Annotated in this window: 11 protein-coding genes, 1 tRNA gene and 1 pseudogene; 5 read left to right on the top strand and 8 right to left on the bottom strand. The window is 70.1% G+C overall.

Translation table 11 applies throughout. The features are described 5' to 3' along the window. Positions 1 to 6 precede the first annotated feature (6 nt). Positions 7 to 951: an RNA polymerase sigma factor SigJ gene (gene sigJ / locus OG580_RS16965; RefSeq protein ID WP_267044522.1), complete on the bottom strand. Its 945-nt coding sequence runs from the start codon at positions 949 to 951 to the stop codon at positions 7 to 9. Between the two features lie 275 nt (positions 952 to 1226). On the opposite strand from sigJ, the gene OG580_RS16960 reads away from it, so the two are divergent. The 3 genes from OG580_RS16960 (at position 1227) to OG580_RS16950 (ending at position 5630) form a co-directional block, all read left to right on the top strand. Further along, positions 1227 to 2579 (top strand): DUF1254 domain-containing protein, encoded by a 1353-nt coding sequence (locus tag OG580_RS16960; RefSeq protein WP_267044521.1) that lies wholly within the window; start codon positions 1227 to 1229, stop codon positions 2577 to 2579. 155 nt (positions 2580 to 2734) lie between these two features. Further along, positions 2735 to 3535 (top strand): hypothetical protein, encoded by an 801-nt coding sequence (locus tag OG580_RS16955; RefSeq protein ID WP_267044520.1) that lies wholly within the window; start codon positions 2735 to 2737, stop codon positions 3533 to 3535. A gap of 667 nt (positions 3536 to 4202) precedes the next feature. Continuing rightward, the gene (locus tag OG580_RS16950; RefSeq protein WP_267044519.1) at positions 4203 to 5630 is read left to right on the top strand and encodes a DUF1254 domain-containing protein; all 1428 of its coding nucleotides are present in this window, start codon (positions 4203 to 4205) and stop codon (positions 5628 to 5630) included. A gap of 147 nt (positions 5631 to 5777) precedes the next feature. Here the strand turns inward: OG580_RS16950 and OG580_RS16945 are convergent, their stop codons facing one another. From OG580_RS16945 to OG580_RS16925, 5 genes and pseudogenes are all read right to left on the bottom strand, one after another. Then, a complete protein-coding gene (locus OG580_RS16945; RefSeq protein WP_267044518.1) occupies positions 5778 to 6029 on the bottom strand; it encodes a hypothetical protein in 252 nt (83 codons plus the stop codon). Between the two features lie 92 nt (positions 6030 to 6121). Further along, positions 6122 to 6232 (bottom strand): annotated as a pseudogene (locus OG580_RS16940) (DUF5990 family protein); the annotation flags it as partial. Between the two features lie 141 nt (positions 6233 to 6373). Beyond that, positions 6374 to 6760, bottom strand: coding sequence for a nuclear transport factor 2 family protein (locus tag OG580_RS16935; RefSeq protein ID WP_267044517.1), 387 nt, complete (start codon positions 6758 to 6760; stop codon positions 6374 to 6376). Between the two features lie 704 nt (positions 6761 to 7464). After that, positions 7465 to 7686 carry a hypothetical protein gene (locus OG580_RS16930; RefSeq protein WP_267044516.1) on the bottom strand — a complete coding sequence of 74 codons (222 nt, stop codon included), beginning with the start codon at positions 7684 to 7686 and terminating at the stop codon, positions 7465 to 7467. Positions 7687 to 7805: 119 nt separating this feature from the next. Next, positions 7806 to 7879: transfer RNA gene (locus OG580_RS16925), tRNA-Gly, on the bottom strand. 417 nt (positions 7880 to 8296) lie between these two features. Here OG580_RS16925 and dcd point away from each other — a divergent pair. Together dcd and OG580_RS16915 are read left to right on the top strand one after the other, a co-directional pair. Continuing rightward, the gene (dcd, locus tag OG580_RS16920; RefSeq protein ID WP_030209939.1) at positions 8297 to 8872 is read left to right on the top strand and encodes a dCTP deaminase; all 576 of its coding nucleotides are present in this window, start codon (positions 8297 to 8299) and stop codon (positions 8870 to 8872) included. A gap of 13 nt (positions 8873 to 8885) precedes the next feature. Continuing rightward, positions 8886 to 9383 (top strand): phosphoribosyltransferase, encoded by a 498-nt coding sequence (locus OG580_RS16915; protein WP_267044515.1) that lies wholly within the window; start codon positions 8886 to 8888, stop codon positions 9381 to 9383. 56 nt (positions 9384 to 9439) lie between these two features. Here OG580_RS16915 and OG580_RS16910 read toward each other — a convergent pair whose 3' ends face one another. After that, a complete protein-coding gene (locus tag OG580_RS16910; RefSeq protein ID WP_267044514.1) occupies positions 9440 to 12061 on the bottom strand; it encodes a peptidoglycan-binding protein in 2622 nt (873 codons plus the stop codon). Beyond that, complete coding sequence (locus OG580_RS16905) at positions 12058 to 12606, bottom strand: hypothetical protein (RefSeq protein WP_267044513.1); 549 nt, start codon at positions 12604 to 12606, stop codon at positions 12058 to 12060. Before OG580_RS16905 ends, OG580_RS16910 begins: the two co-directional genes overlap by 4 nt. Between the last annotated feature and the right edge of the window lie 64 nt (positions 12607 to 12670).

Genomic DNA, 12670 nt, shown 5'->3' with positions numbered 1-12670 from the left:
ACTCGCTCAGAGGGTGACGAGCGGGCCCTCCCCGTGGTCCTCGCCGGCCCACTGTTCGGTCGCGCGGACGAGCTTGTCGGGGTTGACCTGGTGGCGGATCGCGGCGATGCCCTCCGCGGTGACCTCCAGGCAGGTGATGCCGACGACCCGGCCGTCCACGACCGCCACGATGGCGGGCTCGCCGTTCGCGGTCGTGGCGTAGATCTCGGGCGCGCCGCCGACATGGGCGCGCTTGGCCGCGCTGGGCTTGAACAGGCCGCGCATGAACGTGGCGACCGCGAGCGCTCCCTCGAACGCCTTCGCGCGGGCCGGGACCTTCCCGCCGCCGTCGCCGACCGAGACGGCGTCCTGGGTGAGCAGACGTACGAGGGGTTCGGTGCGGCCGGTGGTCGCCGCGGCCAGGAACTCCTCGACGATCCGCCGGGCGGTGGCCCCGTCGATCTCGGTGCGCGCCTTGCCGTCCGCGATGTGCTTCTTGGCCCGGTGGTAGATCTGCTGGCTGGCGGCCTCGGTGATGTCCAGGATCTCGGCGATCTCCCGGTGGGGGTGGTCGAAGGCCTCGCGCAGCACGTACACCGCCCGCTCGTTGGGCGACAGGCGCTCCAGCAGGACGAGGACGGCGTACGACACCGACTCGCGCTGCTCGGCGGTGTCGGCCGGGCCGAGCATCGGGTCCCCGGCGAGCAGCGGCTCGGGAAGCCACCTCCCCACGTACGTCTCACGCCGGGCGCGTGCCGAAGTGAGCATGTTGAGGCACCAGTTGGTGAGGACCTTCGTCAGCCAGGCCTCGGGCACGTCGATCCGCTCGATGTCGGCCGCCTGCCAGCGCAGGAACGTCTCCTGGACGGCGTCCTCCGCCTCGCTCGCCGAGCCGAGCAGCCGGTAGGCGATGGCCTCCAGCCGGGGCCTGGCAGTCTCGAACCGGTCCACGTCACTCATGATCAAGGCCATGCCCGCGATCCTAGGCACCCCGGGGCGGGAGCGGCAGTGAGCCGGCACTCGGGTCACGGATCCTGAGCATGCGGCGCTCCATCCCGCCCGCCATCCCGCCCGCCCCTGAGCTCGGTGCCGGACGGTGACTGCGGATGCGCCCTGTGAGGCAGCGTGACATTTTTGAGCGAAATATGCGCTTTGGGTGATGAGGGATGACGTGCCGGAGCTCGGTCCTGGACGGCTCGTGGTCCATGCCTGCCCTGAGCGTTGACGAAGACTGACAGGAGTCGCACGTGACCAGCAGCAACGACCTCTCCGCCCTGGCTGCCGACGCGTACGTCTACGGCTACCCGCTCGTCTTCGACCTGTCCATGGTCGGCGCCTTCATGACCAAGGGCTTCGGCAGCCTCCCCCCGGCCCCCTTCAACGAATTCGCGCACGGCGACCAGCTCGCCGACCCCTCGACGCACTTCGTGTCGGTCAACAACGACACCGTGTACACCGTCGCCCAGGTCGACCTCTCCGGCGGACCGGTGCGTCTGCGCACCCCGGACACGGCCGGGGCGTACTACGTGCTCCAGTTCGTCGACGCCTGGAGCAACAACTTCGCCTACGTCGGCAAACGGGCCACCGGTACGGAGGCGGGGGAGTGGCTGATCGTTCCGCCCGGCTGGACCGGCACCCCGCCCGCCGGCGCACGCGGGGTCATCGAAGCCCCGACGAGCGTCGTGTCCGTCGTCGGGCGCAACGTCTGCGACGGCCCGGACGACATGACCCGGGTGCGCAACCTCCAGAAGGGCTTCACCCTCGACCCGCTCCACCCCGGCAGCCCCGGCGTCGCCGGACTGTCGGCGCCCGACCCGGGCGTTCCCGAGGAGCTGCTCTTCTTCGAGCGGCTCCGCGTCTGGATGGCCGAGTTCCCGCCCGCCGGTCCGGACCAGGACCACCAGGAGCGGTTCCGGCCGCTCGGCCTGCTCGAAGAGGGCCCGTCGCCGTACGTGAACGCCGCCCCCGCACTCGTACGGGCCCTCACCGCCGGCCTGGCGGAGGGGAAGGCCCGCGTGGAGGCGGCGACCAGGGAGCCCGCCGACGCCGAACGGCCTTCCGGCTCCTGGGAGATGGACCCCCACCTGTTCGACTACAACCTCGACCACTTCGGCATCGGGACGATCGACTCGCCGCAGTGGAGGATCGCCGACCGGGAGGCGTCCTACCTGGTACGGGCCACCGCGGCGCGCACCGGGCTGTGGGGCAACCACGGCTACGAGGCGGTGTACGCGCACACCTTCACCGACGCCGACGGCGAGCAGCTGAACGGAGCCCGGTCCTACACCCTGCGCTTCGAAGAGCCGCCGCCCGTCGAGTCGTTCTGGTCGGTGACCATGTACGACACCCCCGACTACTACCTCGTCGACAACCCGGCAGGCCGCTACTCGCTCGGAGACCGCACCCCCGGCCTCGTGTACGGCGAGGACGGTTCACTGACCGTCGTCATCCAGAGGGAGCGGCCCGACGACCCGGCCGAGGCGGCGAACTGGCTGCCCGCCCCGGCCGGCGACTTCCGGCCCGTGATCCGCCTCTACACCCCTGGGCGGTCCGCCCTCGACGGCACCTACCGGCTGCCGCCCATCGTGGCGAGGGGCTGAGGCCGCGGGTGCTCCAGCCGGCGCAGAGGTGTCCCCCGTGCGGGGGCGAACGAACGTTTCCCCTGTTCAGGCCGCGTCACGGCCGGCCATGAATCGCGAAGTTCGCCCCTACCCCGTACCGGGAATTCCCAGCCGCCCCTCGGAGGCATCCGCCCGTGGTCCTCGTCATCGTCGTCGCCGCACTCGCCCTGATCGCGGGTCTCGCCGCCAACCGCTACCTGCGGCCCCGACTGCTCAGTGAGGACGACGACGCGGGCATGGCCGTCAAGGACCTGGTCGGTCCGCTGCTGACGCTGACCGTCCTGCTGCTGGCCTTCGTCCTGGTGACGGCCAACGGTTCCTACGGCAAGGCCGAGGTCGCCTCGCGCGGCGAGGCCCGGGCACTGGACCAGCTCGTGGAGACCGCCGAGTACGCGCCCGAGCTCCAGCGTGCCCGGATCCAGGCCGACGCCGTCTGCTACGCACGCGCCGTCCGCACGCAGGAATGGCCGGCCATGGCCGACGGCAAGGGCTCCGCCGCGCCGAGCGTGTGGTCGACGGACTTCCGGCAGACCTTCCGCACGATGGAGGGCAAGCCGGCCTTCGGCATGCTGATCGCCGCCGACAACAAGCGCTCCGACGAGCGGGAGGAGCGCCTCACCCAGGCCACCGCCAGCATCCCCAGCGCCATCTTCTGGTTCCTGCTCGCCACCCTGACCATCACCGTGGTGGCCCTCGGCATCTGTCTGCCCCGCAGGAACAACCGCGGCCAACTGGTCACGCTCGTCGTGATCACCGCGTTGCTGACGACGGCGCTGTGCATCATCCGGGACGTCGACCGTCCCTTCGGCGGCATCATCGACATCAAGCCGACGGCGATCACCGAGGCCGAACGGCAGGCGACCCGTGACTTCACGACGAACCACCCGGCCTCCGAACTGCCCTGCGACGACCGGGGCATCCGCCGGGCCGCCTGACCGCGACTCCGTTCCCGGCGGCCGCTTCCGTCGGGCCTGGGCGCGCCTTCGGACGACCACCGGGTGGCCGTGGCTCCCCGGGAGCCGTCGGCGGCGTGGCTCCAGCCGGCGCCCTCTGGCGGTTCGTGCCCACCCGCGCCAACGGCCGGCCCGCCCTCATCGCCTACGGGAACGCGGGCGACGGCCGGTACGAGGCGTACGGCGTCCAGGTCCTCACCTTGACCGGGACGCGGATCGCCCGCATCACGGCATTCAACGACCCCAGCCTGGTACCGACGTTCGGTCTCGCCCCACGCTCGCGTGAAGGCGACAAGGCGCGGCGGGTTCCCTGCCCGGAGAGACCTGGGCAACGACGAAGCCCCAGGTCGCTGACCTGGGGCTTCGTGGAAGATCGGATGACGGGAATCGAACTCGCGCTACAAGCTTGGGAATCACCCGGTACTTGACCCCTCTCAGGGCTTCCGACCTGCGAAAACAGTCACTTCCGGTTCTGTTCCGGCCGCCTCGGCGGAGCCCCTGGTGACCGCTGTTCACCGCCCCTACTGGCACGTTGTGGCACGCGGTGCTGCGGCAGGATCCGCGGTCCGGCTGACGGCGCTTTCGGCGCGTCCCCCATGTGGCGTAGCAAAGCAGCGTGGTGGTGGGGAGGCATCCGTAGGTTCAGGTCATGTCGCCCTTCGGATCTGCCGCCTCTGACCGCACCGGCTCCGCCGGCCCCTCCGCCGCGCTCGCGCCCCCCGTCCCCGGATCGCGGATGACCGACGCGTATCTGCGGGCGATGGGGCGGATGGCCTATCTGTGGGGCTGGCCGCTGGTGAACATGCACAACCGGCTCTCGATCATGGAGCAGGTGCCCGCTCCCGGGCTGCTGGGCGGCGTGGTCCCGGTCGGCCCGCCGGGGACGCTGGGGATGCTGCACGACTACATCACCCCGGACGAACGGCTCGTGGCCTGCCCCAACCAGGACGTCGTCTACGGCTTCGGGATCCTCGACGCACGGCGCGGTCCTTCGGTGATCCAGGTCCCGGACTTCGGCGGCCGGTTCTGGGTCTACCAGGTCGTCGACCAGCGGACGGAGTCGATCGCGCGCCTCGGCGCGATGTACGACACCAAGCCGGGCTACTACCTGCTCGCACCGACCGGGTGGGACGGCGAGGTCCCCGCGGGCATCGAGGGCGTGTTCCGCTTCGACACCCGGATCGCCGTCTGCATCCCCCGGGTCTTCATGAACGACACCGACGAGGACCGGGCCGCCGTCCAGCCGCTCATCGACCGGATCGTCGCCTACCCGCTCGCCGAGTACACCGGAGAGCCGCACACCACCGACTGGTCGCAGGCGCCGTCCTACCCGGCGGGGGACTCGACCAGCGGCGAGCAGGAGACCCAGTGGGTCGACCCGAGGACGTTCTTCGACCTCCTCCCCGCCGTCCTGGACGAAGTGCCCCCGCGCCCGGGCGAAGAGGCCCTGTACGGACTCTTCCGCTCCCTCGTGGACGAGGCCGCCGCCAACCCGCAGTCGGCCGAGGTACTCCGGGAGGAGGCCGTCGACGCGAACACCACCCTGGTGCAGGAACTCTTCCGGTTCCGCAACATCGGCGTCCCGCTCGACCACCACTGGAGCACCCAGCGCAACGGCGCGGCGTTCGGCGGCGACTACCTGAGCCGCACCGCCATGGGCAAGGCCAACATCTTCGTCAACGCCCCCACCGAAACGGCGTACTTCTACCAGGACCAGGACGCGACCGGGGACCCGCTCACCGGCGAACACGGCTACGCGCTCACCTTCCCCGCCGGCTCCCTGCCCCCGGTGAAGGGCTTCTGGTCGGTGACCCTCTACAACGAGCACCACTTCTTCCACCGCAACGACCTGCACCGCTACTCGCTCGGCACCAAGAACACCGGCCTGCGCCTCGGCGCCGACGGCTCCCTGACCCTGTACGCCGGAGCCCGCCCGCCCGCCGACCCGCAAGACCTGCCCAACTGGCTCCCGGCCCCCACCGGCCCCTTCGCGCTCTACCTCCGCGCCTACTGGCCCGACCCCACCGCCCTCGACGGCACCTGGCGCCCCCCGGCCGTCACCAGGTCCACGGACTGACGTCCCTGGCCGGCCGTGGCCCACCTGCCCCCAAGGTGGGGACAACAACGAAGCCCCAGGTCGCTGACCTGGGGCTTCGTGGAAGAGCGGATGACGGGAATTCACTGCTCCGAAGGACACGGGCGGGCACGCGCCGACGGAAGACGTTCAGGGCGTCTGCCCGGCTCCCGAGTGGTCGATGACGTTGCCGTTGGAGCAGTTGTTCTTGTGGTTCCCCGTCCAGTCGCTGAGTGCGGGCACCACGGCCAGCTCCTGGATGCACACGTCGGCGGCGGTGAAGTTCCAGTTGTTGGCGGCGTTGACGCCGCTGCCGAAGTTGGTGTCGTTGTCGGCGTGGGCGGGGGCTGCGAGGGCAACGCCGGCGAGGGCCAGCACAGCGGCAGAAACGATCTTCTTCATGGCCTGGGAACGATCTACGAGGATCGGCGACACGCCCGTTCACTCTCGGTTCTACGCCACTCGGCGGCTTCGGCGTGGCAAGGTCACATCGCCGTGCAGTCCAGTACCCACGTCGCCGACGGGGCGTCACCGGGATACGGGTCGAGGAGTTCGGCCGGGCGGTCGCGCCGTTGGACCGCGACGGCCGCGACCTCGGCTCGCAGGGGGCGCGTATCGGAGCGGAGGCCAGCGCGTACGCCTGCTGTCTGCGATCAATGAGTTGGCGGCGCTTTCTGCAGGTGAGCGACCATGCCAGAGTGCGAGTCCGGGCGTCCGCTGTCGGCGGGCGCCCGGACCGGGGTGGTTCAGGAGAAGAGCAGGCGGAAGATCTGGTTGTAGACGAAGAAGCCGCCGGGCTGTCCGGGGATCGGCTGGAGGTTGAACGTCTCGGCGAACAGCATGGGCTTGTCGAAGGCGTTGTCGACGGCGAGGCTGCCGGTGACGGTGACCAGCACGCCGCCACCCGGGGCGGGCTGCGCGTCGTTCGAGGTCAACGAGTGCTTGACCGTGTCGAGTTCGGGCTTGGTCAGGGTCGCGGTGATGCTCTCCGCCCCCTGAACCTGCTGCCCCTCCCAGCTGAGCATCGACTCGGGGCGGTAGAGGCTCGCGAGTGCCTGGCGGGTCGCGCCGCCCGCGTCGAAGCTCGCGTAGTAGTGGCTGGTGAACGAGGCGGCGATCGCAGTGAAGTCCATGCGCGGAAAGTATCAGCATGCTCACTGTGAGTGTTGGGGGATTGTGGGACTCGGCCGAGATGAAGAAGTCGGCTGGTATTCGTGGGTGTTCGTCGGCGAATCGCTCGCACCGAGCCGGCCGTGGTGCGCGTACCTGACGTGCTGGAGACAACGACAAAGCCCCAGGTCTCTGGCCTGGGGCTTCGTGGAAGAGCGGATGACGGGAATCGAACCCGCGCTATAAGCTTGGGAATCACCGACGCCCGTCTCGATCAGCTGTGGTCTGACCTGCGGAAATGCTTCTTGGTATGGCATTCCTCGCCGGTCCCGAGACGCCCGTGTTGACCGCTGTTCACCGCCCTGAAGGGCACGGCTGGGGCACGCTGCCAGAGCCTGGAAGCGATCTACGTCGACACCGGCACCGACGAGCCGGCCTCGTGGCCCGATGCCGAAGCCATCGTCACGAGTGGGAGCTAGCCTGCCTCGCGTCGAGCCGCACTCGTGCCAGAGGCTGACGCTTGCGCATCCTCGTCGAACAGGAAGGCTTCGATCTCCCCGAAGTCGGGCGCCTGGAAGGGATTTGTGGTGGGATGCGGTGATGCCGCAGCGGCGCAGGGGGACACCCCTTCCGGAGCGGAGAACGGCGAGGTCAGGTCGATGGGAGGGGTCCTCTTCGTAGCGGGTCCATGAACAGATCTGGTGTGCCGTGGCCGGGCACGGCGGTCCTACAGCTTGCTCATCTTGGCGTACGGACTCAGGATCCGCTCTTGCGTCGAGCCGAAATCCACGATCGTCGCGATCCCGTCCTCGACGCCGACGACCCGGCCGAGGCCGTGCACGTCGTGTGTGACCTGGTCGCCTACGGCGAACTGCTTAGGAGGCAGCGCGACCGGGGCTTTGAATGGGCTGGTGGGCAAAAAGCGCTTCGGTGCACTTGGCTTTGTCATTGCTGCCAGTATGCGCCCGCACGTATCCGCTACGGCCGTTCACGTCCGCAGCGCGAAGTAGCTGAGAAGAGTCGCGCCGAAAAGCAACAGCCCCAGGTCGTTGACCTGGGGCTTTGCTGTGGAGCGGATGACGGGAATCGAACCCGCGCTATAAGCTTGGGAAGCTCATGTTCTACCATTAAACTACATCCGCACAGCGGCCGGATGAACCGTGCCGCATCGTTGCACACTGTACCCCATGCGCCACTTGAGGCGAAGCTCACGCCTCCGCGTGTGCGGAGCGCCGCCTGGAGGGTGTCCCGTTGATCCCCTAATGTGGCTGTCTCGTCCACCGCATGTGTAGGGGAAGGGACTTGATGGGTTCCATGGAGCGCACCGTCGTCCGCTGTGCCGAAGGGCACGTGTTCAGTACCGCCTCGTTCCCGCTCCAGCAGCTGGGGGCCGGGCGGATCGGGCCCGGGCGGCTCATCCGGTGTCCGCGGTGTGCGCGGTTGCGTCATGCGGTGCCCGTGGTGTTCGAACAGCGCTGACGCGGGCGGCGCCGGGAAGTGCCGGGGCGCGGGGCCCTGCCGATTGGGGCAGGTCCGCGCCCTCTGCGTATCGTGGGGGCGTGCTTCTCTCAGACAAGGACATCCGGGCCGAGATCGATGCCGGACGGGTGCGCATCGACCCGTACGACGAATCCATGGTGCAGCCCTCGAGCATCGACGTGAGGCTTGACCGCTTCTTCCGGGTGTTCGAGAACCACCGTCACCCCCACATCGACCCCGCCGTCGAGCAGCTCGACCTGACGCGTGAGGTCGAGCCGGAGGGCGACGAGGCGTTCATCCTCCACCCGGGCGAGTTCGTGCTGGCCTCGACGTACGAGGTCATCACCCTGCCGGACGACATCGCGTCGCGCCTTGAGGGGAAGAGCTCTCTGGGGCGGCTCGGGCTCGTCACGCACTCGACCGCCGGGTTCATCGACCCCGGGTTCTCCGGGCACGTGACCCTGGAGCTGTCGAACCTCGCCACCCTGCCGATCAAGCTGTGGCCGGGCATGAAGATCGGCCAGCTGTGCATGTTCCGGCTGAGCTCGCCCGCCGAGTTCCCGTACGGGAGCGAGCGGTACGGCTCGCGGTACCAGGGCCAGCGGGGCCCGACGGCCTCCCGCTCGTTCATGAACTTCCATCGGACCCAGGTGTGAGGCGGTAGCCGGCATGAGTGAAGTACGCGAGAACCTGACGTACGAGGGCTTCGGGATCGCCGTCCGCGAGCTGGCGCAGACCATCGCCGACGACGGCTACGAGCCGGACATCGTGCTCTCCATCGCCCGCGGCGGCGTCTTCGTCGCCGGCGGTCTGGCCTACGCGCTCGACTGCAAGAACATCCACCTCGTGAACGTGGAGTTCTACACCGGGGTCGGGACCACCCTGGAGATGCCGGTCATGCTGGCGCCCGTGCCGGACGCGATCGACTTCTCCGACAAGAAGGTCCTGATCACGGACGACGTCGCCGACACCGGCAAGACGCTCAAGCTCGTCCATGACTTCTGCGTCGACCACGTCGCCGAGGTCCGCTCCGCCGTCATCTACGAGAAGTCGCACTCCCTCGTGAAGTGCGAGTACGTGTGGAAGAAGACCGACGAGTGGATCAACTTCCCCTGGTCGGTCTTGCCGCCCGTCGTGAAGAGGGAGGGGCAGGTGCTCGACGCCTGACGTCGAGCACCTGCCCCTCGGACCTGGAACCAGGTCACCTGGTCACCTGAGTCGGCTCAGGTGACCAGGGTGTTCAGCGCCGCGTACGTGTTCGTGCCCGGCACCCCGTCCAGCGGGCCCGAGTAGCCGCCCGTCTGGGCCAGGCGCTGGACCGCCACGTACGTCCCCGAGCCGGGGACCCCGTCGATCAGGCCCGAGTAGCCCCAGCCTCGCAGGCACGTCTGGACGCTGGCCCAGCTGTACGAGCCGAGGACGCCGTCCACCGGGCCCGTGTAGCCGCCGAAGGCCCCCATCCGCTGCATCGCCGCGTACGTGTTCGTCCCCGGGACTCCGTCGATGGGCCCCGTGTAGCCGAAGCGGCGCATCACGGTCTGGACGCCCTTCCACGAGTTCACGCCCATGACGCCGTCGATCACGCCCGTGTAGCCGCCGGCCGTCGCCAGGGTCTGGAGCCCCTTGTACGTGTTCGTGCCGGGCGCCCCGTCGAGCGGGCCGGTGTAGCCGTAGCCCCGGACGACCGTCTGGACGCCCTTCCAGCTGTTCACGCCCATGACGCCGTCGATCGGGCCGGTGTATCCGCCGCCCTTGGCGATCTTCTGCAGGATCGTTCCGTTCGCCACCGAGATCGGGCCGGGGCCGCTTCCCGTCACGCTCAGGTACGTCCGGAGGCCCGCGTACGTGTTCGCGCCGGGGACGCCGTCGATCGGACCCGTGTAGCCGTAGTCGGCGGCGAGGCGCTGGACGCCCTTGTACGTCTCCGGGCCGGGGACCCCGTCGGCCGGGCCGCTGTAGAGCCCCAGCCGGGCGAGGACCGTCTGGACGCCCTTCCACGAGTTCACGCCCATGACGCCGTCCACCGGGCCCGTGTAGCCGCCGCGCTGCGCCACCTGCTGGAGCGTCTTGGCGTCCGCAGCCGAGATCGTCACGCTCGCGGTCCCGCCTGCCTGCGCGAGGTAGTTCCGCAGCCCGGTGTACGTGTTCGGGCCCATGATCCCGTCGACCGGGCCCGTGTAGCCGCCGCGCTGGGCGAGCTGCTGGAGGCCCTTGTACGTGTTCGTGCCCGGGGCTCCGTCGACCGGACCGCTGTACAGCCCCAGCTGGGTGAGGAGGGTCTGGACGCCCTTCCAGCTGTTCGGCCCGAGGACCCCGTCGATCGGGCCCGTGTACCCGCCGAACTGCGCGATCTTCTGGAGGGTCACGCCGTCGGTGAGCGGGATGGCCGGCGTCCCGCCGGGGACCGGGTTCGCGCCCGGGGGCGGCAGGACCGCTGTCCCGAAGGCGTCCGGCTTCGCCTGGTTCATGTCGACGGCGACGCCCTTGACGGACCCTTCGTCACTGAACTGGTGGATCGCCCAGCTCGGATACGCCGTGCCGATCCGCGGGCTGCCCGCCGCGACGCCGTAGTCCGCGATCCACAGTTTCGCGCCCGTCGCGATGGTCAGCGGCCAGGACCGGGACTGGAGCAGCGAGGAGTACGTGTAGAGGAACGGGGTCGTGCCCAGCCGGGCCTTCACGATGTCGATGAACTGCGCCGTCTGCGCGTCCGTCCACACCGGGCTCTGGTCGACGCCCTCGACGTCGACCATCAGCGGCTCGCCGGGGCGGTAGTCCCGCAGATGGGCGAGGAAGTACTCGGCGTCGGTGGACGCCGCTCCCCAGCCCGTCATCCAGTAGTGGCCCACCAGGAATCCGGCCGCCCGGGCCGCGTCGACCTGCTGGACGTAGTAGGGCGAGGTGTAGGGCTGGTGGGTGCCGTCGTTGGAGCCGCCCGCCTTCACCACGCAGAAGCGGAACCCGGCGCTGCGCGCGGCCAGGAAGTCCAGGTTCGCCTGGCTGGTGCCGACGTCGATCCCGTACACCGGGTCCGTCGGCGACGGCGTGGGCGCGGGACCCGGCGCCGGCGGGGTGGTGGTCTGCGGGTGGGCGGCGAGCCAAGCCGAGACGCCGAGGATCGTGTTCGGGCCGAGGGCGCCGTCGACCGGCCCGCTGTAGCCGCCGTCCCTGGCGAGTTCCTGCACGGCCTTGTACGTGTTCGTGCCGGGCACGCCGTCGATCGGGCCCGTGTAGCCGTAGCCGCGGACGGCGGTCTGGACGCCCTTCCAGCCGTTGACGCCGATCACGCCGTCCACCGGGCCCGTGTAGCCGCCGCGCTGCGCGAGCGTCTGCAGGACCTTCTGGTCGGCCGAGGTCAGGGTGTACGAGCCGGGGCCGGTGCCGGGGCCCGGGGTGCCGAGGTCGGCCATCCGCGCACCGACGTTGTCCAGAGTCCAGCCCAGGTAATCGAGGCCGGAGAGCGAGTTGTACCGGGCGATGGACTGGGTGCCGATGCGGTAGCCGCCGGGGGCGAAGTCCTCACCGCCCGACAGGGCGCTCGACGCCATCAGGCAGCGGGTGCCGCGGCCGTCGAGGTCGAGGGCCACGTGGCCGGGCGTGAGCGACCCCGGATCCGCCCACCAGTGGAAGGCCCCGCGCGGGGCCGCCGACCAGTCGTCGTGCCCCTCGCCGGACGCCACCCACGCGTCGTACGCCGTCCCGCGCGAGTCGCTCAGGTCGCAGGCCCGGAACATCAGGGACTGGCACATCTCGGCCCAGTTGTAGCCGTTGTCGAAGCCGAGGGCACCGCCGTCGGTCGTGTGCTGGCGGGCCCACTGCTCCGCCCCGGCGACCGTTCTCGTCAACGCGTGCTCCTCAGGTCGGAAACGGACAGGCGGGAGGTGGCGAGGATGGTCTCGGTGCCCACCAGTTGGGCGCGCAGCTCAAGGCCCGCCGCGCCGGTCGGCACGGCTCCGTGCCGCAGCAGGGAGCCGAGGGTGACCCGGCCTCGCGCGTCCGTGTCGAGGTCCATGTATCCGTACTTCTGGGGGGACTTGCGCCCCTTGGGTGCCGCGTCCACCTCGAACCAGAGGCTCGGGAGGACCGTGTGGAACGCGCTCAGGGAGAAGCGGACGCGTCGGCCGGACAGCGGCCTGCCGTCCGGTCCGGTGAGCGTGAACACCACTCCGGACGCGGCCCCCGATCCCGGGACCGCCGTCCAGTCGTAGCCGGGCGACGAGAACGTCCCCCGGGGGGCCGTGTCGGCCGCCGTCCTCGGAGTGCCCGCCGCCGTCGCCGTACCGGCCGCGCCGCCCACCCCCAGGACCAGTGCCGGCAGCAGCGCGCCGGCCGTCCGCAGGAGGGACCGCCGGGACGGTCCCCGCTCTTCGCCATCAACCCACTCGGGCACCTGACCTCCTGAAATCCCCTGTGCTGCCGCTGGAACCACGGACCGCCCAAGACCACCCCATGGC

This window comes from Streptomyces sp. NBC_00094 (genome assembly GCF_026343125.1).
In the GTDB taxonomy this organism is placed as follows: Bacteria; Actinomycetota; Actinomycetes; order Streptomycetales; family Streptomycetaceae; genus Streptomyces.
This window is presented reverse-complemented; position numbering and strand designations above follow the sequence as displayed.